Source organism: Phenylobacterium sp. NIBR 498073, from assembly GCF_027286305.1.
Lineage (GTDB): Bacteria > Pseudomonadota > Alphaproteobacteria > Caulobacterales > Caulobacteraceae > Phenylobacterium.
This window is the reverse complement of sequence record NZ_CP114599.1, coordinates 702196-727297: the sequence shown is the minus strand read 5'-3', so window position 1 is coordinate 727297 and position 25102 is coordinate 702196. Positions and strand designations below refer to the sequence as shown.

The following is a 25102-nucleotide window of genomic DNA, read 5'->3' as shown; positions in this document are numbered from 1 at the left end:
ACAGTTGAGCTTGGAGCGTAGAGGAGGAGCATGACGGGCTGATGTAAAGCCGCTATCGCGGCGACAGGCTGCTCGCCGCGGCGGGAACGGAATGCGCCTTGGTCAGGCCCGAGGTCGCGGGCGTCGTCAGGGCGATCACCCCGGCGACGATGAACGACACGATCGACAATCCGAGCGTCAGATACGCCATGGCCTTGCTCCTCCGTCGGCGGACCGCGCTGATGGTTGCCGCAAAGTTTAGAAGAACAGCGTTCGACGTGCAGTTGCAGCGGCCTGCGACGGCCTGCGCAACGTTGCATCGCCACGCGCAACCGTTGCATTCCATCGCGCAACTGTTGCATTCAAGGTTGCATTCGCCGATGGCTATGGAATCATTGAGGTTCCATGCACGCCGCCACGCCTTTTTCGAAGAAGCTGGACCTGGTGCTGAAGGCGCTCTCGATGAGCCGGGGCCGCCTTGCAGCCGAGCTCGGCGTGGACAAGTCGCTGGTCGGGCGCTGGGCGTCGGGGGCGGTGACCCCCTCGGCGCACAATCTGGAGAACCTGACCCGGTTGGTCGCGCAGCGCCGCACCGGCTTCACCATGCTGGACTGGGACCGCAGCCTGGACGGGCTGGCCCAGGTGTTCGGCGTCGAGCCGGCCTCGCCGCGCCCGGCCGAGCCGCCAACCGCCGGCGCGGCGGCCGAGGGGCTGCCGCTGCCAGGCCTGGACCTGATCCGGATGGTCACCGAACGGCGCGGGGCGACCTATGAGGGCTTCTGGCGCAGCACCCGCCCATCCATCGCCATGCCCGGCGAGATCTTCCACGACTACGGCATGATCCGGCGCGGCGCCGACGGCCTGCTGCGCTTCCAGATGGGCGGCTCGGGGCTGCTGTTCGACGGCTGGCTGATGCCGGTCGAGGGCCAGGTGTTCGCGATCCTGTTCGACACGGTGGGCCAGACGCCGGTGTTCCTGGTGTTCAATGGCGTCTCCCTGCACAAGGCGGTGCAGCTCGACGGGCTGATCCTGGCCGCGGCGCTGAACGCGGCAAGGACGCCGTCGGCCTATCCTGTGGTGCTGGAGCGGATCGGGGACTTGACCGGCGACCCGGAAAGCGACGACGAACACTGCGCCGAGCTGCTGACGCTCGACACCGCCGCCACCGAGGACACCGCGCCCGACGCCATGCGCAAGCACCTGATCCGCGACATCGGCCCCGCCGCGGCCGCCGCCGGCACGGGCGAACTGTTCCTGCTGTCCACCTGGGCCAGCAGCCTGTCCAAGGGCCTGTCGGCCGGCGGACACCTGCAAGGGTGAGCCAGAGCGACTTCGAGGACGACGACCTCGCCGCCGAAGCGCCCTCCACCGAGGGCATGGCCGCGCGCATCGTCACGATCGAGCCCGGCGCGGCGGGCGGACGGCTGGACAAGACTCTGGCCGAACTGCTGCCCGACCTGTCGCGCGGCCGCATCCAGGCGCTGATGGCCCAGGGGCTGGTGAGCCGCGACGGCGCGCCGCTGCTGGACGCCTCGGCCAAGGCCAAGCCCGGCGAGCATCAGCTGCTGATCCCGCCGCCGGCGCCGGCCGATCCGCAGCCCGAGGCCATCCCGTTGTCGATCCTCTACGAGGACGAGCACCTGATCGTCGTCGACAAGCCGGCCGGCATGGCCGTGCATCCGGCCCCCGGCAGCGAGGCCGGCACCCTGGTCAACGCGCTGCTGCACCATTGCGGCGCCAGCCTGTCGGGCATCGGCGGGGTGGCGCGCCCCGGCATCGTCCACCGCCTCGACAAGGAGACCTCGGGCGTGATGGTGGCGGCCAAGTCCGACGCCGCCCACCAGGGGCTTTCAAAGCTGTTTTCGACGCACGATATCGACAGGGTCTACGTCGCCCTGGTCCGCGGCGCGCCCAATCCCGAGCGCGGGACCATCGAGACGCGGCTTGGCCGATCGCCCCACGACCGCAAGAAGATGGCGGTGCTGAAGAGCGGAGGCCGCGAGGCGATCACGCACTATCGCACCGAGGCCGTCTATGGCGGCGACGGTCGCAAGCCGCTGGCGGCCCGCATCGCCTGTACGCTGGAGACGGGCCGCACCCATCAGATCCGCGTACACATGGCCTCCAAGGGCGCGCCCTGCCTGGGCGATCCGGTCTACGGCTCGGGTCCGCCGGCCGCGAGCGTTCGCGAGGCGATCGCCGACGCGGGCTTGAAACGCCAGGCCCTGCATGCGGCCGTATTGGGGTTCGTCCATCCCGTGACCGGCGAGGCGCTGAGATTCGAAAGCCCCCTGCCCGCCGATATGGCGCAACTGCAAGCTAACCTGACAGCTTTGTAAGAAAGCTTGTGCCTGTTCCGCCTTGAAGGCGCCCACATCGGCTTGTACTAATACCTGAGTAACGTAGTCGGACTTCCGGGCCGCCGGTTTCTCCCAGACCGGGGCCTTACGCCCAGGGCAACCAATACCTATCTAGATGGTTGGAGGGGGCGGACGGTTTCGCGCGCGCGGCGCGCAGCGATCCGAAGGTCCGCCGAGTAAGAAAGGGGATATGTCCATGGCCGCTAACGCGCTCGCCGTGATGTCGCCGGAAGGCGGACTGAGCCGGTACCTGACTGAAATTCGCAAGTTCCCGATGCTGGCCAAGGACGAAGAGTTCATGCTGGCCAAGGCCTGGCGCGAACACGAAGACTCCGAGGCCGCCCACAAGCTGGTCACCAGCCACCTGCGCCTCGTGGCCAAGATCGCCATGGGCTATCGCGGCTATGGCCTGCCGATCGGGGAAGTGATCTCCGAAGGCAATGTCGGCCTAATGCAGGCGGTGAAGAAGTTCGAGCCGGACAAGGGCTTCCGCCTGGCGACCTACGCCATGTGGTGGATCCGCGCCTCGATCCAGGAGTACATCCTGCGGTCCTGGAGCCTGGTGAAGATGGGCACCACCGCCGCGCAGAAGAAGCTGTTCTTCAACCTGCGTAAGGCCAAGAGCCAGATCAGCGCCTTCCAGGATGGGGACCTGCACCCTGACCAGGTCAGCCAGATCGCCACCAAGCTGGGCGTGCTGGACGAGGAAGTGATCTCGATGAACCGCCGGCTGTCGGGCCCGGACGCTTCGCTGAACGCGCCGCTGCGCGCCGACGGCGAAAGCGAATGGCAAGACTGGCTGGAGGACGAGACCTCGGTCAGCCAGGAGACCTACGTCGCCGAAAGCCAGGAGCGCACCCAGCGCATGACCCTGATGGAAGCGGCGCTGACCGAACTGTCGGACCGCGAGCGTCACATCCTGACCGAGCGGCGCCTGAAGGATAACCCGACCACCCTCGAGGAGCTGGCCGCGGAATACGGCGTCAGCCGCGAACGCGTCCGCCAGATCGAGGTCCGGGCCTTCGAGAAGCTGCAGAAGTCGGTGACCGCCGCAGCCCGCGACAAGAACCTGATCGAAGCCTGACGGCGGAGGTCAAGCCAACGAGGAAGCGCCGCGGCCGAAGGGTCGCGGCGCTTTTTCGTTGTGGGCTGGGCGATGGCGGCTGGCGGCCGGGTTTCAGCGCCCGCGGCAATCGGGCGGCGACCTCTCACAACTAAAGAGCGGCCGGATATATCGAAGCGGCCTTGGGAGGTGCAGGGTGCGCCCGGAAGCTGCTCGCCAGCAACCGGGAGCGGACGCCGTCGATGTCGGACACAGATGGTTAGCGGGCTTGCGCCCGCAGGCAAGGCCGCTGGAAGGGGCGGGCACGGTGGGGGATTACCCGCGCCGGCCTCTGTCTCTGCCCGAGCCACGCGTTTCAAGCCCTGAGCATGTTCGCCGCCTGCGTGTAGTTGTACGCCTCGTAAAGCGTCCACAGACCGCCCGCGATGAAGACCACGCCGATAAGGATGAACAGCGTCATCACGCCGACGGCAATCAGCGTCCCCCCCATCAGATAGCCCACCGTTGTCGGGATGCTGTAGACGGCGCGGGTCTTGTCGTTGCGCAGCGCAAGCGCCTTGAACACGCCGCTCTTCTCGCGTCCGGCCAGTGTCACTTCATCGCCATCCCGAATGTCCGGCACATCGGCCAGCTTGATCTGCGCGGAGCGCTCACCCACGCGAAAGGCGATGACCTGTCCGGTTTTCACGGAGCCGCCATTGCGGCCTACCGTGCCCCGCGTTTCAGTCGAATGACGGATGCCGCTCACGGCTCCGCTCAGTGTCGTCAGCCCCATATCAATCCCTTGTGGTCTAGAGTTTCGGCGCTTGCGCCGCCGCGTCCGCTTTGCGTTTCGATTTGGTCCTGAGACCGTTGGCCCACACGGTGGCGCGCATTTCCGCCGCCGAAGGCTGTCAGCGCCGCGCGGGCCTCCGCTTCGGTCATGCCGAAGCGCACTCTGCAACTTCCATCTTGGCCGCAGGCGTCGAGGCGGTGTGCGCGAAGGCAGGCGTCAGCGTGGTCAGCGCCACACCGATGAGAGCGGAACACAGCGCAGCCCTTCGCTGCATGGGGGATCTCCTTACCCGGATGGATGAAGTGCGGCGTCAGCCTGTCACGTCGCTGATATCGTTCGCACGCCAGTCGGGCGGCATGCTCGATTGGGCGCAGTAGCGCGCGGTGCGCTCCCAGCCGTGCTCGCTCTTGGCGGTGAAGGCCGTATCCCCTGCGAGGGTGTAGAGGGAGGTACTGGTTTCCGGCGGGGCATTGTCCTGCAAATCCCCGCAGGCTTCCGTCACGCGGTAGGTATCCGGCCCTGCTTGCTCGATTTTCTTGAACTCGCAGAAATCCCGTGCGCCGCCGATGCCCTCACGGCGCAGCAGCGTCGTGGTGGCGTTGGAGGCTTGGCCGCACGGCGTGTCGCTTTCGACGTAGTAACCGCGCTTGAGCGGCAGCGCAGCGATGGTGGCTGCTTGCGCTTTGGCCGGAGTAGTTTCAGGCGCAGCGGGTGCAGCGGCTTCGTTTGCGACAGCGCCGCCCCCCGGAGCGTCGCCGGATACCGTTTCCGCCGTTACGGTGTTCTGGCCGCAAGCGGAAAGCCACACCAGCAGCAGCGGCACAACGAGGGAATGGGCTTTGCTCATGACATCTCCGCGCGTGAAAATCCTTTCCGCTATGGTTAAGGCGGCGCGGATGCCTATTCGCCCCCTAAACAGGGGAGAAATCAGGCGCGGCAGGACGGCAAGGCGCTATCTCGCCGTCTCTTTCATGCGAGGTTGCTAGTGCGACGCTAAAATTAACTTGCACCCACGGATGAATGAGGGCGGAACTGCACCGTCATGCCGTCACAAGAGCTCTATGAAACGCCCAGCGTCTCGGGACTTGTTGCGCATCTATACGATGCAGCCATGGACGATACCTTGTGGTCAGGCACCGCGACCCGCATCGCGGAATCCTTCAGATCGACCAGCACCGTTTTGAAGCTGCACGGCGACGGCGCACGCGTGAACCTTCTCGAATGCACCGACAACCTCATGGTTTCGGAGCGGGAGCAGGCTTGGGCCGACGACTGGCACCGCAAGGATTTATGGGTGGAACGCAGTGTCGCCTACGGCATGTCGCGCATCATCACCGACCAAGACCTGGTGACGCCCGAGGAACAGGCGCGCAGCGGCTTTTATCAGGAATGGCTCCGGCGCTTGGATATCCATCACATGCTCGGGGCGGTGTTTTCCGCAGCGGATGGGGCGATTGGCGTACTCGGCATTCACAGGCCGCAGGGTGCGGGAGCCTATAGCCCAACGGAGCGGCGTCAGGCGGCGCTGGTGCTGCCGCACTTGCAGCGGGCGCTGCGTCTCGGGCAGCGTTTCGCGGCGGTGTCACAATCTCATGACGCCGCCTTGGAGGCGCTCGACAGACTGGATACCGGCGTTCTGATGGTGGACGGCGCGGGCCGGGTCATTCAAGCCAGCAGTATGGCGGAGCGCCTGTTGCGAGAGAACGCGGAGCTTGTGCTTGTTCGCGGGCGGCTGGCGCTGAGCCCGCCTGCGCTGCACGACTCGTTGCTGTCTCTGGTGCAAGGTGCAATGGCCACCGCGCGGGGCAGGATCGCCAAATCCGGCGCGGCGCTCTCCATTCCGCGCCCGCACCGCATGCCGCTGGCTCTTGAGGTTGCCCCCATGCGCCCGACCGTATCGGCCTTTGGGGAGCAGCGGCCGGCCGTGCTGGTGTTCATCCGCGACCCCGAAGCGCCGATCGCCGTCGCACGCCTGCGCGAGCTATTCAGCCTCACACAGACAGAGGGCGTGGTTGCCTCTGCGCTCGGACGGGGAGCCTCGCTTGAGGACATTGCCGCAAACATGGGCATCGGGCTTGCCACCGTGCGCAGCCACCTTAAGCGCATTCTCGCCAAGACCGGAACGCATCGGCAGGCGGAAGCCGTGGCATTGCTGGCGCGCAGCGTTTCGACGGTTTCCAATCACTGACGAAATGGGCGCGTCCGGCATGCTTCGGTGATCTCCGCCTATTCCAGCATGTTCCGGCCGCTCGACCGGTCTTTTTGGCGCTCCAAGATCCTAAGTCCGCGCGCTAAGGTCCGCAACGGGTCGCAAACCGAACTGACGTCTAGGCCGCAATGCAGATCTCGCGAGCGGCCGCTCAGGGCATGTGCGCCCCCTAGCTGACATCGAGAATGTCTGGTCGCGGGCGGGGCTGCTGTGGACGCCGGCAGCGGCGGCGAGAGGGCGATACTCCGGCCATATCCACCCAACAGACCACAGAGGCCCTGCCGGGCGTGATCACCTTCCTTCAGAGGAGAACTTCTTGTTGGCTTGATAAGCCTCCAACTCCAGCGGCATCTTTTCATGCCCAAAACTCAGTAACTCCAGCATGTAGTTCTTAGCGTACGAACCGAAGCTGGCGCTTCGCTCGATTTGCTCAACATGAACGAGCTCGTGAGCAAGGCTGGGCCGGTCAAGCACGAAGTCCTTGCTCACCCAGATGGTGTATCCGAACGCCTGTGCATTGTTGATGACTCCGGGCCCAATGAACCCCATTTGGGTTGCGGCGTCGCGCATCTGCGCATCATGGATCGGGAACGGAACGACATCGACAAAGACAAGCCGCACCTTCTCAGGATGCTTGATCCCAAGCTGAACGGCGAGTTCGAGCTGTTCCGGCGTAAGCGGCACGCCCCGTTCCTGTCCCTCGGCTTCGGTGGCTTTTGCCCAATTGACATACTGCTCGAGAAAACCTGCGAGCCTGTCCTGCTGCCCGCCTGGACTCGACGTGATGACTTGCTCTTGTGCTACGAGGGCCAACGCATGGCGAGGCGCGACAATCGCAACCGCAGCGCATGCTGACACCGCCACGGTGAAGACGATGCGCGTCAAGCGCCCACTCGCGCGAGCTTCAGCCGCTCGGCCAGAATTGATCATGATATCACAGCCCCTATCGCACCTTGAGGGCGACGGACTAGACGCTGCAGCCGGGCTACGTCTTGAAGATTATTGCTCCCGATACCGCGCTGGGGAGATGCCTACGAACGATTGGAACTGGCGGGTCAGGTGGCTTTGGTCGGAGAACCCCAAGAGGCTAGCAACGTCGACCAAGGGAGCGCCCGTCAGGACAAGGCGCTTTGCTTCGTGGATACGCCTCTGAGTACGATACGCTAGAGGGCTCAATCCAAACGCGCGCGTAAAACTGCGCACCAGATGAAACTTGCTCAGACCGGCGGCGCGAGCGACGTCGTCCAAGGCGAAGTTTTCGCTGTAATGAGCGTCAATGAAACTCTGCGCGCGCCAGATTGCTTCGGGCAACTGAATATCCAGACTTTGAAGAGTCGGGGCGCCAAAAGCTATTTCGACCAGTTCGGCGAGCGCGCGTTCCTCTTCCAGCCGGCATCCTCCCGCGCGCTCGAACCATTGATGCAACTCGACGAGCCTTTCAGCCGCTGACGCGTCGGCTCGTTTTGGCGCATTGAATTGCAAGCTCAAGCCGCCAGCGTGGCGCGCTACGATCTCCCGCGGCAGGTAAAAGACCCTGTAGCGTAGAACCTCGCTTCCCAGCGTGCGATTGGCGTGCGCAAGGCCCGGATCGATGGTGATTATGTCGCCCTTGCGGATCACGTGTGCGGAGCCGTTGACGTCCAGTCTTTCAGCCCCGCTTTCCACAACCCCCACAACGTATTGGTCGTGGATATGCACAGGGAAGCTGCGCTGACTGTAAGCGACGGCGACCAGTTCGATCGCCGCATGCGTTGGGCGCGTGAAGCGAGCGAGATATCCCTTCTGCATCTTCGAGGCTTAAGCATTTAAGGGCGTGCATCGCAACGCCGCCGTCGGCGCTTCCGCAACGCTGTCGCATTTCCGAAACTGCACAGGTTCGGGAGGGGTTGCAGCACGAGAAGCCCCCGTAGATGCGCCGTACGCCGCCGGACGTTCTCTCTGCCTGTTGCACCTCGCGCAGGCCACCAAAGTTGCGACGCGTATCGGCCGTCAGTTGTGATGCCGTTGGCAACGGCGAGATCACCCGTTGCATCCAGCGGATTTTTGGCGGCTAGGCCGACAAGCGAACGCCGGGAATATCCGAGTGGGGTGGGTTAACGGACGACGACTGATGCCCGGGGCTCTTTACGCCCCATGAGGGTGGTCACTGCGAAACTTGGCAGGTCCGGTCACCCTATGGCTTGTGAGCGCATGTCGCGCGACTACAATCCATCATAGATTGTCCGATTGTGAGGCTCTCAATGAAACATCGAACAGCCGTCTCAATAAGGCGGATGCTGATGTTCGTTACGCTTGCCTTACTTGGCGTGGCCCTACTCCGCGAAAATGATCCGGTGTTCCTCTTCGCCGGCATGCCGCTCGTAATGATGATTTACACCGACACCTGCCTGGGTTGCGGCAACGTGCTCTTCTTCTGTCAAGGTAAGACGTTCTGGACGTGGATGAATCCGCTCTACGTCCCGAAAATTTGCCCGAAGTGCGCGGCGGAGATTTGACCTCTCGATCCTAGTGAATGTCGCCTAAGGGTCGAAAGGAGGCTTACACCCAGGCGCAATAGGCGGATGCCCGCGACGTCCGCTCGGCGGCGTGACGACGATTTCAGCTTTCGACCCATTGGCGACATTGGGCCGCCCCGCGCGTCTCCTTCGGGCAGGCTTAGGTTGGGGGACGCAGGGGGCCTCAAGTTGGAGCGACACCTCAACGTCACATCCTCGAGGTCCAGGCCTTCGAGAAGCTGCAGAAGCGGTGACCGCCGCGGCCCGCGAGCCTAGTCGGCCTTGACCGCGCAACGAAAAGGCGCCCGCGAGATCGAAAGCCCAGAAAAAATGCGACGCTTCGCAGCGCCCGCAAATGTACTGAAAGCGTCAAAATCTCGGGGTGAATAATTGCGCGACAGGGTTTGAGAACCTCTGACACAATTCCAAGGCTTACTTACTACCCCCCAATATTTACCATTACCATGCCCGCGGCGCCCCAGAATTCCGCGTCGCCTCTATGGGAATAGGAATGAGCAGCGTAAAACTAGGAACTGGTTTGCGCGGCCTGTTGCTGGCCAGCGCCCTGGCGGCTCCCGCGTCAGGCGCGATGGTTCAGCAGGTCGACGAGGTCGTCGACCGCCGAGTTCTGATCAACCGCGGGCGGCCTTTGAGGGTGACCTAGGCCGCCCGGTCCTTGCCCGGCTCGTCCTTGGGCAGGAAGACCAGCAGCGGCGCCGCGTGGCGGGCGATGTCCTGCGGGACCAGCACGCCGGCCTGGGCGGCGGCGGCGAGATGGCGCTGGAACTCGACGGTGGCCTCGGCCAGCTTGGCGTTCTTGGTCACCGACGCCGCACGTTGCAGCTCGACCATCTGGGCCAGCAGCGCGCGCATGGCCTGGCTGGGATCGGTGGCGATCGCCGGGATCGCCGAGCGGACGATCTTCAGCGCCTGGGTGATGCGCTGGGCCTCGGGCGTGGCGCCGACGTCCGAGCGCCGCTTCAAGGGACCGCTATAGTCGCCGGAGTTGAAGCGGCGGCGATCGGGGCCGACATATTCGACCGCCTCGACCCAGTCGCGCGGATGCAGGGTGACGGCCTCGAGCCGGCGCAGCAGGTCCTTGGTCGTGTAGGGCTTGCGCAGGAACTCGTGCACCCCGGCGTCGCGGGCCGCCAGAATCGCCCCCGCCGTCGCCGTGGCGGTGACCATGATGATCGGAGCCATCCGGCAGGCCGCGTCCGAGCGGCGCAGCTGGCGCGAGAACTGCACGCCGTCGACGTCGGCCCCGTTCAGCTCCACAAAGATCAGCTGCGGATTGACCTGGCGGGCGGCCTCCAAACCTTTGCGAGTGGTCGGCGCGTGCCAGAGTTGTACGTTGGCGATGTTGCGCATCAGGTCGGCGAGCAACCGGGCGCTGGCGGGGGCCGGATCGACGATCAGCACCCGCTGCATGAGCGGCGCCATCCGCTGGATTTGTTTGAGGTTCTCGGTGAACACGGGCGGCGCTCGGTCTCCTGGGATCGCACCAGAGAGTGAACCAACGTCCTTAAGAACGCCTTACGCCGCCCGTCTCCGATCAGTCTTGGAACGGGTCGCGGACCATGATGGTGTCGTCACGCTGCGGGCTGGTCGAGACCATGGCCGCCGGGGCGCCGATCAGCTCCTCGACGCGGCGGACATACTTCACCGCATTGGCCGGCAGGTCCTTCCAGGAGGTGGCCCCGGCGGTGCTTTCGCTCCAGCCGTCCATCTCCTCGTAGACCGGCTCCAGCGCCGACTGCGACTTGAGACCGGCGGGCAGATAGTCCAGCACTTCGCCGTTCAGCTTGTAGCCGACGCAGATCTTCAGCTTCGGCAGGCCGTCCAGCACGTCGAGCTTGGTCAGCGCGATGCCGTCGATGCCGTTGAGGGCCACCGACTGGCGCACGAGCACCGCGTCGAACCAGCCGCAGCGACGCGGACGGCCGGTGACGACGCCGAACTCGCGGCCGACCGTGCCCAGGTGCTGGCCGATCTCGTCCGACAGCTCGGTCGGGAACGGGCCCTCGCCGACGCGGGTGGTGTAGGCCTTCACGATGCCGAGCACGAAGCCGGGCCCCTTCGGCCCCAGGCCCGAGCCGGCGGCGGCCTGACCGGCGACGGTGTTGGACGAGGTCACATAGGGATAGGTGCCGTGGTCGACGTCGAGCAGGGCGCCCTGCGCGCCCTCGAACAGCACGCGCTTGCCGGACTTCACGACGCCGTCGAGCAGGCGCCAGGCCGGCTGGGCGAAGGGGAGGATCTTCGGGGCGATCTCTTCGAGCGCCGCCAGCAGCTCAGCGCCGTCGTATTCCGGCAGGCCCAGGCCCGCGCGCAGCGGCTTGTGGTGGGCCAGCAGGCGGTCGATCTTGGCCTCCAGGGCGTCGCGGTCACGCAGGTCGTCGACGCGGATGGCGCGGCGGCCGACCTTGTCCTCGTAGGCCGGGCCGATGCCGCGGCCGGTGGTGCCGATCTTGTTGACGGCGGCGGCCTCGCGGGCCTGGTCGAGGTCGCGGTGCAGCGGCAGGATCAGGGCGGCGTTGTCGGCCAGGACCAGCAAGTCAGGCGTGATGGTCACACCCTGCGAGCCGAGCTTGGCGATCTCCTCCAGCAGGTGCCAAGGGTCGACGACGACGCCGTTGCCGATCACCGACAGCTTGCCCTGGACCACGCCCGACGGCAGCAGGCTGAGCTTGTAGACCTGGTCGCCGACCACCAGGGTGTGGCCGGCGTTGTGGCCGCCCTGGAAACGCACGACGACGTCGGCGCGGTTCGACAGCCAGTCGACGAGCTTGCCCTTGCCTTCGTCGCCCCACTGAGCGCCGATCACGGTCACATTGGCCATTCGGATACGATCTCCCGGCCTGCCCGAGCGGGTCCAACCACGCCCTTCGACAGGACTCGGCGGGTGGACTTGATCGATTGTAGGAACCGGATGCGCGGGCCCAGCGGGCGGCGGCTCTCCGTTCGGCGGGGGTAAACCAGCGGGCGGGCTCCGCGTCAAGCCCCGGCCCGGGGTCGCGAGGCGCGGCGGTCGCCTGGACGGGCCGCCCAGGCTATGAATGAGCCATGATCCGAGCACGCATTCGCCTCCCCCGTCCCGCCTGTGATCTGACCGCCATGGCTTGCGCGGCATGAGCGTCACCCTGGCCGACATCGAGGCCGCCGCCGGGCGGCTGGCGGGACACGCGATCGAGACGCCGCTGATCGAGAGCCCGGCGCTCAACGAGCGGCTGGGGCGGCGGGTGCTGATCAAGCCCGAGACCCTGCAGCGGGTCGGGGCGTTCAAGTTCCGCGGCGCCTATAACCGGCTCTCGCAGCTGTCGGCCGAGCAGGCCAAGCGGGGCGTGGTGGCGTTCTCGTCCGGCAACCATGCCCAGGGCGTGGCGCTGGCGGCCCGGCTGCTGGGCATGCCGGCGATCATCGTCATGCCGGCCGACGCGCCGAGCGTGAAGGTCGAGGCGACCCGCGGCTATGGCGCGGAAATCAAGCTCTATGACCGGCTGACCGAGAGCCGCGAGGCGATCGCCGCGGCCATCGCCGCCGAGCGCGGCGCGGTGACGGTCCCGGCCTTCGACGACGCCGACGTGATCGCCGGCCAGGGCACGGTCGGGCTGGAACTGGTCCGACAAGGCCAGGCGCGGGGCGTGAGTTTCGATACGGTCATCTCGCCGATCGGCGGCGGCGGGCTGCTGGCCGGCGTCTCGACCGCGGTCAAGGCGCTGTCGCCGGGCACGGCGATCGTCGGCGTCGAGCCGGCCGGCTTTGACGACACCCTGCGCTCGCTGCAGGCGGGCGAGCGGATCGTGACCCAGCCGGCCGCCCGCTCGCTGTGCGACGCGCTGGAGAGCCCCGCGCCGGGGCTGCTGACCTTTCCGGTGCTGCAGAAGACCGTGGCCGACGTGGCGGTCGTCACCGACGCCGAGGTCGCCGAGGCGATGCGCTATGCGTTCGCGGTGCTGAAGCTGGTGGTCGAGCCGGGCGGATCGGTGGGCCTGGCCGCGCTGCTGGCCGGCAAGGTCGCCGACTTCGGCGACAACGCCACCGGACTGATCTTGTCCGGCGGCAATGTCGATCCCGAGCTGTTCGCCCGCGTGCTGCGCCGGGAGGTCTAGGCGTCGGACGGGTCCTGGGCGAGCTGGCGATAGATCTGCGCCAGCGGGGCGCTGTAGAGCACCGTGCCGAACACGCTGACCAGGGCCATGAGGACGGCGGCCAGGGCGAGGATCGGTGCGACCTGGGCGAAGGTTAGGGTGGTGACGTCGAACTCGGCGGTCGGCTGCAGCATCGCCACCGCGGCGAAGATGAAGCCCACGAAGACCGCGATCTGGACGAGGGTGGCGAGCAGGCTGACCGCCACGCCGACCAGCGCCATCTTGGCCGCGTGGCCGCGGGTCAGGGTCCAGGACTCGAACAGCCGGAAGTAGCTGCCGGCAAACGACATCGGCAGGCCGAGCGAGAAGCGAACGAACAGCCAGAGCATCGCGCCGAGCGCGATCAGCACCATGGCCCCGATGCCCAGCCCGACGCCCGGCGTCAGGGTCTGCGTCGGCCCGGCCGCGACCAGGACCAGCGAGGTGATCATGACCGGGAACATGCTGAGCGCGGCCAGCAGGCCCGCCACGACCACCACGACCACCAGGCACAGCGCCAGCCAGAACTCCTGGCGGCCAAGGCGCAGGAAGAACCACCGGCGGTTCTGCGGTTCGAGCACCGCCCGGAACACTGCGCCGACGATCAGGGCGCTGGAGGCCAGGCTGGTCGCCCACTGGAGCAGCGACAGCGCGTTGATCTGGCCCATCAGCGACATCATCTGCTGGGTGGCGGCCGGCGAATCCGGATCGACCTCGGCCTCGGCAAGCGCGGCCAGGGCGCTGAACTGCGGCCAGAGGGTCGCCGCCATCAGCGCCAGCGGCCCCAGCGCGACGACCAGGTAGACGGCGCACCAGGCCAGGAAGGCCAGCGGGTTGCGGGCGATGACGCCGAAGCCCGCCCCGACCGCGCCGCCGAACGAAAACGTCGTCATCCCCTGCCCCCCGCAACCATCAGCTGCGGAGCATAGCCGGCCCGCCGGGCCTCGCAACGGCGCCGCCTAGAGCAATTTCCGATCCGATTGGATCGAAAATTGCTCAGGATCTTCGACGAACCGGCAGCCGCTTCGGCGGAAAAGCGCTCTATACGCGGTCTTCGGGGACCGTCTCGCCAGGCGCCTCGCGCGGGGTGATCAGCTTGGCGAGCTTGGGCCGCAGCCAGTTCTCGAAGTCGTCGACGAACTCGTAGACCACCGGCACCAGCACCAGCGACAAGAGGGTCGAGGTGATCAGCCCGCCGATCACCGCCACGGCCATCGGCTGACGGAACTCGGCGCCCTTCTCCAGCGCCAGGGCGGTCGGCAGCATCCCCGCCGCCATGGCCACGGTGGTCATGACGATCGGCCGGGCTCGCTCGCGGCAGGCCTCGATCAGGGCGTCCCGCTGGGGCATGCCCTCGCGTTCGCGTTCGATCGCGTACTCGACCAGCAGGATCGAGTTCTTGGCCGCCAGGCCCATCAGCATCAGGAAGCCGATCAGCGAGGGGATCGACAGCGACAGGTTGAAGATGAAGAGGCCGATGAAGGCCCCGCCCACCGCCAGCGGCAGGGCGGCCAGGATGACGATCGGCTTGAAGAAGCTGCGGAACAGCAGCACCAGCACGGCGAACATCAGGAACACCGCGGTGGCGAAGGCGACCACGAAGCCGCCGAACATCTCGGCCATGGCCTCGGCGTCGCCGATGGCGCTGGGGGCGACCCCGGGCGGCAGCTTCTTCATGATCGGCAGCTGGTGGACGACCTGGGTCGCGTCGCCGAGCTCCACCCCGTCGGCCAGCTCGGCCTGGACGGTCATCTGGCGCTGGCGGTTGAGACGGTCGATCCGCGCCGGGCCGGCCTGGAACTCCACATCGGCCACGGCGCCGAGCGTCGTGGAGCCGCCCGAGGCGGTCGGCAGGCGCAGCTGGCGGATTTGCTCGATATCGGCGCGCGCCGATTCCGGCAGGCGGATCCGGATGGGGATGCGCCGTTCGCCCTCGTTCATCTTCGGAATGTTGGCGTCGATGTCGCCGACGGTGGCGACGCGGGCGGCCTGGGCGATCGCCGCCACCGAGACGCCGAGGCGTGCGGCCTCGTCCGGCCGCGGACGGATCACCAGTTCGGGACCGATCGGCGGGTTCTTCGGGCGCGGATCGGTGACCTTGGTCAAGGTCCGCATCTGCCGCTCGAGCTCGAGGGCGGCCTGCTCCAGCGCCTTGGGGTCGGAGCTGATCAGGATCTGCTCGAACCCGGCCGAGCCCTGCCCGTCCAGGAAGTTGAGCCGCACGTCCGGAACCGCGGCGATCTGCGCGCGGACCCGGTCCTTCAGCTCGTTGCCGGTGACCTTGCGGTCGCCGCTCAAGAGCACAGTGATGGTGCCGTTGCGCAGGTCGCTGCCGCCGCCGCCGCCGCCGGGGCCGAAGTTCGCCACGGTCGAGCCGACCTGGCTGAAGACGCCGGTGACTTCGGGCTGGGCGGCCATGACCTGCGTGGCCTGCTGGACCGCGCGCTCCATGTCGCCGATGGTCGCGCCGGGGGCCCCCTGGACGTTGATGTAGACGTAGTCCGGATCGCCGGGCGGCTGGAAGCCCTTGGGCAGGAAGCCGATCATCATCGCCGAACAGGCGAACAGCACGAGGCCGGCGATGGAGGCGAGAATGCGATGCTCGAGCGCCCACTTGAGCGCGCTGGGATAGAAGCCCTCGAATGGCTTCTGCGGCCGCTCATGCACCGTCGGCTTGAGGAAGTAAGCCGCCATCAGCGGCGTCGCCAGGCGCGCGACCAACAGCGAGAACAGCACCGCCACCGAAACGGTGAGGCCGAACTCCTTGAAGAACTGGCCCGGGATGCCGGGCATGAAGCTGACCGGGGTGAACACCACCACGATGGCGAAGGTGGTCGCCACCACCGCCAGGCCGATGGCGTCGGCGCCTTCCAGCGCCGCCTTGAACGGCCGCACGCCGCGGGCGACGCGCTTTTCGATGTTCTCGATCTCGACGATGGCGTCGTCGACCAGGATGCCGATGACCAGCGTCAGGGCCAGCAGCGTCACCAGGTTCAGCGAGAACCCGGCCAGCTTCATCACGAAGAAGGTGGGGATCAGCGAGATCGGCATGGCCAGCACGGTGATGGCCGTGGCGCGCCAGTCGCGCAGGAACAACAGCACCACCAGGGCCGCCAGCACCATGCCTTCGAGCAGCACGTGCTGAGTGGCGCGGAAGTTAGCGCGGGTCTCGTCCACCGAGGCGTAGATCTTGGTGAACTTGACGCTGGGGTCGGCCTTGGCGATCTCGGCCAGCTTGACGTTCACGCCGTCCTCGACGTCGACGTCCGAGGATTCCTTGGTCTTGCTGACCTGGAAACCGACCACGGGGCGGTTGTTCAGCCGCGCGAAGCCGCGCGCCTCGGCCGAGCCTTCGCCGACATCGGCGACGTCGGTGAGACGGACAAAGCCGCCGCCGCCCGTGGCGATGGTCATGGCCCGCAGTTGGGCGACGGTCTCGGCCGAGCCCAGCACGCGGATGGTCTGCTCGCGGCCGCCGACCTGGACGCGGCCGCCGGGCGCGTCCTGCTGGAAGGCCATCAGGGCGTTGTTGACCTCGGCCGCGGTCAGACCGCGCGCCGCCAGCCTGTCGGGATCGACGACGACGTTGATTTCGCGCGCGACGCCGCCGACGCGGGTGATCTGGGCGACGCCGCTCACGGTCTGAAGATCGCGGGCGATCTTGTCGTCGACGTACCAGGAGAGCTGCTCGTCCGACATCGACGGCGCTTCGACCGCGTAGGTGATGATCGGGAAGGCGTCGTCGATCTCGACCCGGGTGACGGTCGGCTCATCGATATCCCGCGGCAGAATCTGGCGGGTCTGGTCGACCTTGGCGCGGACTTCGTCGGTCTTCTTCTGAAGATCCTCGCCCATTTCAAACTGGATGGACGTCGTCGAGACGCCCTGGGTCACCACCGACTGGATGTTCTTGACCCCGGTGATGCCCGACATGGCGTCTTCGACCGGCCGGGTGATCTGGGTCTCCATTTCCCCGGGCGCGGCGCCGCTCTGGGTCACCGTGACGGCGACCACCGGGAACTGGATGTTCGGGAACTGCTTAACCGCCAGCCCCGAATAGGCGATCATGCCGGCGACCAGCAGGCCGATGAACAGCAGGGTGACGGGAACCGGGTTGCGGATCGCCCAGGCCGAGATCGGGAAGCCGGAGCCTCCGCCTTGATGCTCGCTCATTTGGCCCTCGCGGCGGGTTGCGTCGCAGCAGGCTGGGCCGCGGCCGCGCCGGCCTCGACCGGCTTCACCAGGTCGCCGTCGAGCAGGAACGAGGCCGCGTTCTGGACCACGCGGGAGCCCGAGGCCGGGCCCTTCACGATCTGAACAAGTCCCGAGCCGCGCTGGCCGGTCTGGACGGCCACGTGCTTCACGCGGTTGTCGGCGCCGACCACCATGACCGCCGCGCCATTGGCGTCGTAGCGGATCGCTGTTTCAGGCAGGGCGAGCGTCGAGGCGCTGGCGTCGGCGAAGACCGCACGGGCGAAACCGCCGGCGCGGATGTCGGAGCGCGCCGGCAGCAGGACGCGGACCTGGCCGAGCTTGGTCTGGGCGTCGATCTGCGGGCTGACGATGCGCACCGTGCCCTGCACCTGGCCGCCGCCCGGCAGGGTGACGGTCGCGGCCTGCCCGACCCGGATGCGCGCCAGGTCGTCTTCCGACATGTCGGCGCCCAGTTCCATCTGGCCGTCGCGGGCGATGCGGAACCACGGCGTGCCGCCGCCGGACGACAGGTCGCCCGGACGCACGGTGCGTTCGAGGATCACGCCGGACACCGGCGCGACGACGGAGAGCTTGGCCAGGCGGGTCTGCAGGTCGCGCAGGTTCGCGCGGGCGGCCTGGGCCTGGAACCTGCGCTGGGCGATCTGTTCCTGGGCCAGCACGCCCTGGCCGTCGAGGTCGGCGACGCGCTTGGCCTGGTCCTCAGCCTGGGCGGCCTGCGCCTGCGCCTGAGCGATCTGGGCCTCGAGCAGGGCCGGGTCGAGCTGCACCAGCACCTGGCCGGCGCGCACCGTGTCGCCGACGTCGGCATTGACGCGCAGCACGCGGAAACCGGCGACCTCGGCGGCCACGGCGGCTTCTTCGCGCGGGCGCAGCGTGCCCGAGGCGCTGAGCGCGCCGGTGATCGCACGGGGCTCCAGCCGCACCACCGACACCGCGCGCGCCTGGGCGGCCGGGTCCTTCTTCGGCGGCTCCTTGGAGCCGCAGGCGGCGAGCGTCACGGCGGAAGCCAGGCCGACGGCGAGGGCCAGGATGGTCTTGGTTCTCGTCACTTCAGCGAGCCTCTTTGTTGGTCGGGGCGGTCTCGAGCGGCCAACCGCCGCCGAGCGCCTTGTAGGTCTGAACCGCGCGGCGCAGGGCCTGCACCTGGGCGGCGGTCTTCAGGGTGCGCACGGTGCGCCAGGCCCGCTCGTTGTCGAGCGTGGCCTGCAGGTCGATAAAGCCGGCGACGTAGCCCTTGCGGGACGCCTCGTAGGCGCGCCGGGCGCGGATCTCGCCGTCCGTCAGCAGATCCACGCGGCGGCGATCGGCCTCCAGCTGGACTAGCGAATTCTCGGCCTCGCCGAAGGCGGTCTGGACGGCCTTTTCGTAGGCGATGGCGGCCTGTTCGGAGCGGGCGTCCTGGGCCTTCATCTCCGAGAGCAGGCGCGGGATATCGAGCACCGGAACGACGACGTTGGCGCCGATGCTCCAGCTCTGGGTCGTCGCCGAATAGCCGGGCTGGTCGTTCGTCTGCAGGCCGACGCCCGGCGCCAGCTTGAAGGTCGGGAAGAAGGCCAGCTTGGCGTAGTCGAGGCGTCCGAGGGCCGAGGCGAGCATCGCCTCGGCGCGGCGCACGTCGGGGCGTCGGGCGAGCAGTTCGCCGGGAAGCACGTCCGGCACCTGCGGGGCCACGCCCACCTCGGCGTCGATCGGCAGGGCGGCCAGCGGTTCGATCCCGCGGCCGGTGAGGATCAGCAGGTTGCGCCGGGCCGCCTGGAGCTCGGCTTCCAGGCCAGCGACCTGGGACCTGGCCTGGGCGAGGTCGCCGGCCACGCGGTCGGCGTCGGCGCTCGCGGCGAGGCCGCGCTGCGCGCGGATGTCGACGATGCGGAAGAGCTCGGCCTGGATCCGTTCGGTGGCGCGGGCGTCGTCGAGCTGGATCGCCAGGCCTCGGGCCTGGAAATACCCGTCGGCCACCGCCGCCGCGAGGCTGGCGCGGGCGGCTTCATAGTCGAGGCGGGCCGCCGCCATCTCGGCGTTCGCCGCGCGGCGGGCGGCGAAGATGCGGCCGAAAAGGTCGATTTCCCAGCTGACGTCGAAATTGGCGGTCTCGGTGCGGCTGTCGCCGTTGCTCGAGAGACCCGGAATGTTGAGCGCGGCCCCGTCGATCACCTTGCTGTCGGTCTCGGTGATCGAACCGCGGGGATTGCCCTGGGGCAGGAAGCTGGTCAGGGCGCCGGCGCGAGTGGCGCGCGCCTCGCGCAGCTTGGCCGCCGCGCTGCGGGCGTCCGGGCTGGTCGCGAGCGCCTCGGTGATCAGGGCGGTGAGCTGCGGGTCGTCGAACCCCGTCCACCACGTCTCCAGCGACGGGGCCGCGGCGATGGCCGGCGAGGACGGCGCCTCGTAGGCGGCCGGAAGGCGGGTATCGACGTCGCGGGTGGAGGCGCAGGCCGACAGCATCAGGGCCAGGCCGGTCACCGATCCGACCGCAGGGGTAACTAGGCGCATCGCTCTTTTCATCATTATCGGTTTGCGACACCGCCCACCGCGCCCGGCACGACAAACACGTGCGGCGCGGACCTCGATACCGGCGTTCCGTTCTTAGCCGCGCTCATGCTTCAGGTCGATTGCAGAGACGAGACATTCGGCAAAGCGCATTCCAAGTGTCGCATGCCGGTCGCAGGGCACTGGCGCGAGACCACGTCGCGAACTAGGGTTCCGCGCAATTCCACCCCCCATTTGAGTGCACTATGAAACAGTTTCTGCTCGCTGGCGCCGCGATTTGGGCCGTTTTCGCCGCCCCGGCCCTCGCCGGCGACATCAACCCCGCCAAGATCGCCGAGCACGTGAAGGTGCTGGCGTCGGACGAGTTCGAAGGACGTGGCCCGGCCACCGAAGGCGAGAAGAAGACGGTCGCCTACATCATCGAGCAGTACAAGGACGCCGGATTGAAGCCGGGTGGAGATCTGGTGGAGGGCCAGCGCGCCTGGACCCAGGACGTGCCGCTGGCCCGCTTCGAGATCAAGGGCCCCGTCTCGGTCGGCGTCACCGCCGGCGGCAAGACCCAGGCCTGGACCCAAGGCGAGGAGGTCGCGCTGCGCGCCGCCCAGACCGGCGCTGAGCGGGTCACCGTCAAGGACGCGCCGATCGTCTTCGTCGGCTATGGCGTCACCGCGCCCGAGCGAAACTGGGACGACTTCAAGGGCGTCGATCTGAAGGGCAAGGTCGCGCTGGTGCTGGTCAACGATCCCGACTTCGAGACCGGGAAAGGCGACTTCGGCGGCAAGGCGATGACCTATTACGGCCGCTGGACCTACAAGTACGAGGAGGCCGCGCGCCGCGGCGCGATCGGGTTCCTGGTGGTGCACGAGACCGCGCCGGCTTCCTACGGCTGGGCGACGGTGAAGAACTCCAACACCGCCCCGCTGTTCGACATCATCCGCGACAAGCCGAGCGAGGCCCACGCCCTGCTGGAAGGCTGGATCCAGCGCGACCGCACGGTCGAGCTGTTCAAGGCCGCCGGCCTCGACTTCGAAGCCGCCAAGAAGCAGGCCCAGACCCGCGATTTCAAGCCGGTGGAGCTGAAGGGCGCGACCTTCTCGACCGACTACGGCGTCGACGTGCAGAAGATCGTCTCGAAGAACGTGGTCGGGCTGATCCCCGGCGCCAAGCGCCCGGACGAGACCATCATCTATTCGGGCCACTGGGACCACCTGGGCGTCGGTCTGCCGGACGCCAAGGGCGATACGATCTACAACGGCGCGGTCGACAACGCCGACGGCATCGCCACCATGATCGAGATCGGCCGCGCCTTCGCCAAGGGCCCGCAGCCGGACCGCTCTGTGGTGTTCCTGGCGGTGACCGCCGAGGAAAAGGGCCTGCTGGGCTCGGAATACTACGCCGCCAATCCGCTCTACCCGCTCGGCAAGACGGTCGCGAACATCAACATGGACGCCCTGTCGCCGGCCGGCCCGGCCAAGGACTTCACCACCTCGGGCGACGCGGCCTCGACCCTGCAGGACGCGCTGGTCGCGGTCGGCAAGAGCCACGGCCGCCACTACACGCCGGACTCCAAGCCGGAAGCGGGCCTGTTCTTCCGCTCGGACCACTTCCCGTTCGCCAAGCGCGGCGTGCCGGCGATCTCGTTCGGCTCGGGCTACGACCTGGTGCAAGGCGGCAAGGAAGCCGGCGCGGCCTGGTCGAAGGCCTACACCGCCGACCGCTATCACCAGCCGGCCGACCACTTCGACGCCAGCTGGAACCTTGAAGGCATCGCCCAGGACGGCCAACTGATGTTCGAGCTGGGCCGCCAACTGGCTGACTCCGCCACCTGGCCGGAGTGGAAGGCGGGCTCGGAATTCAAGCTGACCCGGGACGCGACCGCGGCCGAGAGGAAGTAGCAGAGGCGAGGAACGAGATGGCGCAGGCAGGTCAGATCCGGGCCGGGATCGGGGGCTGGACCTTCGAACCATGGCGCGGGGTCTTCTATCCGCAGGGCCTCAAGCATGCGGACGAGCTGGCCTACGCCAGTCGCCATCTCACCTCGCTGGAGATCAACTCCACCTACTATTCGAGCCAGAAGCCGGAGACCTTCGCCAAGTGGGCGGCGGCCACGCCGGACGGCTTCGTCTTCACGGTGAAGGCTTCGCGGTTCTGCACCAATCGCCGCGTGCTGGCCGAGGCCGGCGACTCCGTGGCCAAGTTCCTGAACCAGGGGATCGTCGAGCTGGGCGACCGGCTAGGCCCGATCCTCTGGCAGTTCATGCCGACCAAGAAGTTCGACGAGGCCGACTTCGGCGGGTTCCTCGACCTCTTGCCCAAGACCCACGGCGGACTGAAGCTGCGCCACTGCGTCGAGGTCCGCAACGCCAGCTTCGTCGATCCGAAGTTCGTCAGGATGTGCCGCGAGCGGGGCGTGGCGATCTGCGTGTCGGAGAACGAGAACTATCCGCTGATCTCCGACATCACCGCCGACTTCGTCTATTCGCGCCTGCTGATGGGCTCGGACAAGATCGAGACCGGCTACGTCGCCGAAGACCTGGACGCCTGGGCCGAGCGCTTCGGCGAATACTCGCAAGGGCGCGTTCCCGGCGATCTTCCGCCCATCGACCGCACCGGGCCGGCGGAAGGCCCGCACGAGACCTTCGTGTTCTTTATTCACGAAGGGAAGGTCCGCGCCCCGGCGGCGGCGCAGGAACTGCTGAAGCGCGTCAATCGCTAGCCCCATAACGCAAAACGCCCTCGGCCGAGGCCGAGGGCGGGATCTGCAAGAATGCGAATTCTTGTTGCGGTGCTTACGCGCCGCCGGGGAAGCGCATCGGCACCTTCACGACGCCGGTCTTCGAGCCCATCGGCAGAGCGTCGGCCACGCACAGGGCGGCCTTGTCGAAGCCCTTGCCGGCCTTGCTGTCTTCCAGGACCTTACAGCCCGACAGCTTGCCCGCCGTGGCGTTGCACTCGAGCATCACCACCGCCGCGTCGCGGGTGTTGGCGTGCTTGGTCAGGCACTTCGACATGCTTTCTTGGAAATCAGCCGCAGCCGACGCGCCGGCAAACGCCAGGCAGAGGGCGACACCGCCGCCGATTTTGATGAGATTCTTCATGGCCCCACTCCTTTCTAGATAACGGACGCAGACCCTGTATGAGGCATTCAGGTTAAAAGAATCTGATGGCCGAGAATTAGATTTGGTTAATCCCAAGTAAACGCGACAATCACAATTGTCGTGTCTTTATATCTATTGCGCACGTGAAGTCGGGAAAATGCGGATTTCCAGTGACAATTGGTTAGCAACCTCCCGTCATTGTGAAGCTAAGGATACTACCTAGTCGGGGGAAACTTTGGTGATGCGCTTTAGGCTCGTCGACCTGCCGCTGATCGCGAAGATCGGCTTTGCACCTGCTTTCGCTCTGGTGATGCTGGCCCTGACGGCCGGCGGCGCGGTCATTATCCAACGTGGCCAGTCGGCCGACCTGAAGCAGGTCGTGCATACTGATCTGCCCAACAGCCTGCAGCTGCAGAAGGTCTCCGAACGGATCACCGCCGTTCACGGCGAGCTTTACTTCCTGCTGACCCATCAGGCCGCCTCGATCGATACTGACAAGATCGAGGGCGAGAGCCAGGAACTGCTGGCCGAGGTCGACGCCATCACCAAGGAAGTCCAGGCGATGGAGGCCAAGGCCCCCGCCGCTCAGAAAAAGTCCTTCCAGGAGCTGATCAAGGCCCTGAAGCAGACCCGCGACGCGCTGGACGTCATCGCGGCCATGATCACCACCGATTTCGGCACCGCCGCCGGGTTCGCCGCTCCGTTCGAGCAGGAATACGCGAACATGACCGGCACGCTGAACAAGATCGTCGCCGCCAACAACGCGCTGACCGACGCCAACGCCAAGGCCAGCGAGCAGCGCTCGCAGACCGCCCAGATGATCCAGATGGTCGCCGCCGTCGCGACGCTGCTGATCGCCGGGGCCCTGGCCTGGGCGCTGACCATGATGCTGCGCCGCGACGTCAAGCAGATCGCCGGCGCCACCGAGGCCCTGGCCCGCGGCGACAGCTCGATCGATCTCGACAAGCTGGCCCGCAAGGACGAACTCGGCGCGATCGTCTCGTCGCTGACCGTGTTCCGCGACAACCAGCTGCATCTGGAAAAGCTGCGCGTCGAGCACGAGCAGACCGAGGCCGCCGCCCAGGTCACCCGCCGCCAGAACGCCGAAGCCGCCGCGGCCATCGCCGAGGAACAGGCGATGGTGGTCAACTCGCTGGCCCGCGGCCTCGACAGCCTGGCCGCCGGCGACCTGACCTACCGCCTGGACGCCGAGTTCCCAGGCGACTACCGCAAGCTGCGCGACGACTTCAACGCCGCCTCGGCCAAGCTGGAAGAAGCCATGGGCGCCATCGCCGGGGCCACCGCCTCGATCCAGTCGGGCGCGGGCGAGATCAGCACCTCGGCCGACGACCTGTCGCGCCGCACCGAGCATCAGGCCGCGACCCTGGAAGAAACCGCCGCGGCGCTGGACGAGATCACCGCCACGGTCAACAAGACCTCGGAAGGCGCCAGCCACGGCCGTGAAGCCGTCGCCGCCGCCAAGACCGACGCCGAAGAAGGCGGCCTGGTCGTCGGCCGCGCCATCGAGGCGATGGGCCAGATCGAGAGCTCGGCCAAGCAGATCAGCCAGATCATCGGGGTGATCGACGAGATCGCCTTCCAGACCAACCTGCTGGCCCTGAACGCGGGGGTCGAAGCCGCCCGCGCCGGGGAAGCGGGCCGCGGCTTCGCGGTCGTCGCCTCGGAAGTGCGGGCCCTGGCCCAGCGCTCGGCCGAAGCGGCCAAGGAGATCAAGACCCTGATCAGCGCCTCCAGCCAGCAGGTCGCCTCGGGCGTCAGCCTGGTCGGCGAGACCGGCAAGGCCCTGGAGCGCATCGTCCGCCAGGTCGGCGAGATTTCCAACGTGGTCGGCGAGATCGCGGCCAGCGCCAAGGAAGAGGCCCTCGGCCTCGGCCAGGTGAACACCGCGGTCAACCAGATGGACCAGGTCACCCAGCAGAACGCCGCCATGGTCGAGCAGTCCACCGCCGCCAGCCGCGTGCTGGCCGACGAGGCCCAGGAACTGGCCCGGCTGGTCGCCCGCTTCAAGGTCACTGGCGGCGGCGTGCAAACCGCCACCCGCACGGTCGGCGCCCCGCGCGCCCACCAACCCGCGCCGCGCCCGGCCACCCGCGGGGCCACGGCCCTGGCGACCGCCGCCCACGCCGACGAGGACAGCTGGGAAGAATTCTAAGGATAAGAAGACGTCCAGGAACGAAGGGGTCGCCGCGAGGCGGCCCCTTTTTCTTTGCGCCCGTCCCGCTTGACCGACGCGGCGTCAGGCCGCGTGCAGTTCCCGCAGCGCACGGGAGGAA

21 protein-coding genes are annotated in these 25102 nt (G+C 67.3%); 9 read left to right on the top strand and 12 right to left on the bottom strand.

Annotated elements, in window-relative coordinates; all coding sequences use genetic code 11:
- Positions 1–52 precede the first annotated feature (52 nt).
- Positions 53–190, bottom strand: a complete 138-nt coding sequence (locus O4N75_RS03695) for a hypothetical protein (RefSeq protein ID WP_269628023.1) — start codon at positions 188–190, stop codon at positions 53–55.
- A gap of 194 nt (positions 191–384) precedes the next feature.
- On the opposite strand from O4N75_RS03695, the gene O4N75_RS03690 reads away from it, so the two are divergent.
- The 3 genes from O4N75_RS03690 (at position 385) to rpoH (ending at position 3423) form a co-directional block, all read left to right on the top strand.
- Positions 385–1299, top strand: coding sequence for a helix-turn-helix transcriptional regulator (locus O4N75_RS03690; RefSeq protein ID WP_269628022.1), 915 nt, complete (start codon positions 385–387; stop codon positions 1297–1299).
- A 56-nt stretch (positions 1300–1355) separates the two neighbouring features.
- Positions 1356–2318, top strand: a complete 963-nt coding sequence (locus O4N75_RS03685) for an RluA family pseudouridine synthase (protein WP_269629432.1) — start codon at positions 1356–1358, stop codon at positions 2316–2318.
- Between the two features lie 211 nt (positions 2319–2529).
- The gene (gene rpoH, locus O4N75_RS03680; RefSeq protein ID WP_269628021.1) at positions 2530–3423 is read left to right on the top strand and encodes an RNA polymerase sigma factor RpoH; all 894 of its coding nucleotides are present in this window, start codon (positions 2530–2532) and stop codon (positions 3421–3423) included.
- 334 nt (positions 3424–3757) lie between these two features.
- On the opposite strand, the gene O4N75_RS03675 is transcribed toward rpoH, so the two are convergent.
- The gene (locus tag O4N75_RS03675) at positions 3758–4150 is read right to left on the bottom strand and encodes a hypothetical protein (RefSeq protein WP_269628020.1); all 393 of its coding nucleotides are present in this window, start codon (positions 4148–4150) and stop codon (positions 3758–3760) included.
- A gap of 337 nt (positions 4151–4487) precedes the next feature.
- Positions 4488–5024, bottom strand: a complete 537-nt coding sequence (locus O4N75_RS03670; RefSeq protein ID WP_269628019.1) for a hypothetical protein — start codon at positions 5022–5024, stop codon at positions 4488–4490.
- Positions 5025–5288: 264 nt separating this feature from the next.
- Between O4N75_RS03670 and O4N75_RS03665 the strand changes: the two genes are divergently transcribed.
- Complete coding sequence (locus O4N75_RS03665; protein WP_269628018.1) at positions 5289–6365, top strand: LuxR C-terminal-related transcriptional regulator; 1077 nt, start codon at positions 5289–5291, stop codon at positions 6363–6365.
- Between the two features lie 312 nt (positions 6366–6677).
- On the opposite strand, the gene O4N75_RS03660 is transcribed toward O4N75_RS03665, so the two are convergent.
- On the bottom strand, positions 6678–7271 hold the full coding sequence (locus tag O4N75_RS03660; protein ID WP_269628017.1) for a hypothetical protein: 594 nt from the start codon (positions 7269–7271) through the stop codon (positions 6678–6680).
- Between the two features lie 114 nt (positions 7272–7385).
- Complete coding sequence (locus O4N75_RS03655) at positions 7386–8174, bottom strand: AraC family transcriptional regulator (RefSeq protein WP_269628016.1); 789 nt, start codon at positions 8172–8174, stop codon at positions 7386–7388.
- 491 nt (positions 8175–8665) lie between these two features.
- On the opposite strand from O4N75_RS03655, the gene O4N75_RS03650 reads away from it, so the two are divergent.
- Positions 8666–8881: a hypothetical protein gene (locus O4N75_RS03650; RefSeq protein ID WP_269628015.1), complete on the top strand. Its 216-nt coding sequence runs from the start codon at positions 8666–8668 to the stop codon at positions 8879–8881.
- A 660-nt stretch (positions 8882–9541) separates the two neighbouring features.
- On the opposite strand, the gene O4N75_RS03645 is transcribed toward O4N75_RS03650, so the two are convergent.
- On the bottom strand, positions 9542–10357 hold the full coding sequence (locus tag O4N75_RS03645) for a response regulator (RefSeq protein ID WP_269628014.1): 816 nt from the start codon (positions 10355–10357) through the stop codon (positions 9542–9544).
- A gap of 79 nt (positions 10358–10436) precedes the next feature.
- Positions 10437–11723 (bottom strand): adenylosuccinate synthase, encoded by a 1287-nt coding sequence (locus O4N75_RS03640; RefSeq protein WP_269628013.1) that lies wholly within the window; start codon positions 11721–11723, stop codon positions 10437–10439.
- 289 nt (positions 11724–12012) lie between these two features.
- Here O4N75_RS03640 and O4N75_RS03635 point away from each other — a divergent pair, with 289 nt between their 5' ends.
- Positions 12013–12993: a threonine/serine dehydratase gene (locus tag O4N75_RS03635; RefSeq protein ID WP_269628012.1), complete on the top strand. Its 981-nt coding sequence runs from the start codon at positions 12013–12015 to the stop codon at positions 12991–12993.
- On the opposite strand, the gene O4N75_RS03630 is transcribed toward O4N75_RS03635, so the two are convergent.
- From O4N75_RS03630 to O4N75_RS03615, 4 genes are all read right to left on the bottom strand, one after another.
- On the bottom strand, positions 12990–13904 hold the full coding sequence (locus tag O4N75_RS03630; RefSeq protein WP_269628011.1) for a hypothetical protein: 915 nt from the start codon (positions 13902–13904) through the stop codon (positions 12990–12992). The genes O4N75_RS03635 and O4N75_RS03630 overlap by 4 nt on opposite strands.
- A 148-nt stretch (positions 13905–14052) precedes the next feature.
- A complete protein-coding gene (locus O4N75_RS03625; RefSeq protein WP_269628010.1) occupies positions 14053–17184 on the bottom strand; it encodes an efflux RND transporter permease subunit in 3132 nt (1043 codons plus the stop codon).
- A complete protein-coding gene (locus O4N75_RS03620) occupies positions 17181–18275 on the bottom strand; it encodes an efflux RND transporter periplasmic adaptor subunit (protein WP_269628009.1) in 1095 nt (364 codons plus the stop codon). Before O4N75_RS03620 ends, O4N75_RS03625 begins: the two co-directional genes overlap by 4 nt.
- Before the next feature lies 1 nt (position 18276).
- Positions 18277–19713, bottom strand: a complete 1437-nt coding sequence (locus tag O4N75_RS03615) for a TolC family protein (protein WP_269628008.1) — start codon at positions 19711–19713, stop codon at positions 18277–18279.
- Between the two features lie 242 nt (positions 19714–19955).
- On the opposite strand from O4N75_RS03615, the gene O4N75_RS03610 reads away from it, so the two are divergent.
- Positions 19956–21605 carry a M28 family metallopeptidase gene (locus O4N75_RS03610; protein ID WP_269628007.1) on the top strand — a complete coding sequence of 550 codons (1650 nt, stop codon included), beginning with the start codon at positions 19956–19958 and terminating at the stop codon, positions 21603–21605.
- A gap of 17 nt (positions 21606–21622) precedes the next feature.
- Entirely contained in the window at positions 21623–22426 is an 804-nt protein-coding gene (locus O4N75_RS03605) for a DUF72 domain-containing protein (protein WP_269628006.1), read from the top strand.
- Between the two features lie 73 nt (positions 22427–22499).
- On the opposite strand, the gene O4N75_RS03600 is transcribed toward O4N75_RS03605, so the two are convergent.
- Positions 22500–22808 carry a hypothetical protein gene (locus tag O4N75_RS03600; RefSeq protein ID WP_267232094.1) on the bottom strand — a complete coding sequence of 103 codons (309 nt, stop codon included), beginning with the start codon at positions 22806–22808 and terminating at the stop codon, positions 22500–22502.
- A gap of 238 nt (positions 22809–23046) precedes the next feature.
- On the opposite strand from O4N75_RS03600, the gene O4N75_RS03595 reads away from it, so the two are divergent.
- Positions 23047–24981, top strand: a complete 1935-nt coding sequence (locus O4N75_RS03595) for a methyl-accepting chemotaxis protein (protein WP_269628005.1) — start codon at positions 23047–23049, stop codon at positions 24979–24981.
- Positions 24982–25102 lie beyond the last annotated feature (121 nt).

Bases quoted from the DNA above. Each gene is read 5' to 3' on its own strand.
- O4N75_RS03695 (WP_269628023.1), bottom strand. From the start codon at position 190: ATGGCGTATCTGACGCTCGGATTGTCGATCGTGTCGTTCATCGTCGCC.
- O4N75_RS03690 (WP_269628022.1), top strand. From the start codon at position 385: ATGCACGCCGCCACGCCTTTTTCGAAGAAGCTGGACCTGGTGCTGAAG.
- O4N75_RS03685 (WP_269629432.1), top strand. From the start codon at position 1,356: ATGGCCGCGCGCATCGTCACGATCGAGCCCGGCGCGGCGGGCGGACGG.
- rpoH (WP_269628021.1), top strand. From the start codon at position 2,530: ATGTCCATGGCCGCTAACGCGCTCGCCGTGATGTCGCCGGAAGGCGGA.
- O4N75_RS03670 (WP_269628019.1), bottom strand. From the start codon at position 5,024: ATGAGCAAAGCCCATTCCCTCGTTGTGCCGCTGCTGCTGGTGTGGCTT.
- O4N75_RS03665 (WP_269628018.1), top strand. From the start codon at position 5,289: ATGGACGATACCTTGTGGTCAGGCACCGCGACCCGCATCGCGGAATCC.
- O4N75_RS03655 (WP_269628016.1), bottom strand. From the start codon at position 8,174: ATGCAGAAGGGATATCTCGCTCGCTTCACGCGCCCAACGCATGCGGCG.
- O4N75_RS03650 (WP_269628015.1), top strand. From the start codon at position 8,666: ATGTTCGTTACGCTTGCCTTACTTGGCGTGGCCCTACTCCGCGAAAAT.
- O4N75_RS03640 (WP_269628013.1), bottom strand. From the start codon at position 11,723: ATGGCCAATGTGACCGTGATCGGCGCTCAGTGGGGCGACGAAGGCAAG.
- O4N75_RS03635 (WP_269628012.1), top strand. From the start codon at position 12,013: ATGAGCGTCACCCTGGCCGACATCGAGGCCGCCGCCGGGCGGCTGGCG.
- O4N75_RS03630 (WP_269628011.1), bottom strand. From the start codon at position 13,904: ATGACGACGTTTTCGTTCGGCGGCGCGGTCGGGGCGGGCTTCGGCGTC.
- O4N75_RS03625 (WP_269628010.1), bottom strand. From the start codon at position 17,184: ATGAGCGAGCATCAAGGCGGAGGCTCCGGCTTCCCGATCTCGGCCTGG.
- O4N75_RS03615 (WP_269628008.1), bottom strand. From the start codon at position 19,713: ATGCGCCTAGTTACCCCTGCGGTCGGATCGGTGACCGGCCTGGCCCTG.
- O4N75_RS03610 (WP_269628007.1), top strand. From the start codon at position 19,956: ATGAAACAGTTTCTGCTCGCTGGCGCCGCGATTTGGGCCGTTTTCGCC.
- O4N75_RS03605 (WP_269628006.1), top strand. From the start codon at position 21,623: ATGGCGCAGGCAGGTCAGATCCGGGCCGGGATCGGGGGCTGGACCTTC.
- O4N75_RS03600 (WP_267232094.1), bottom strand. From the start codon at position 22,808: ATGAAGAATCTCATCAAAATCGGCGGCGGTGTCGCCCTCTGCCTGGCG.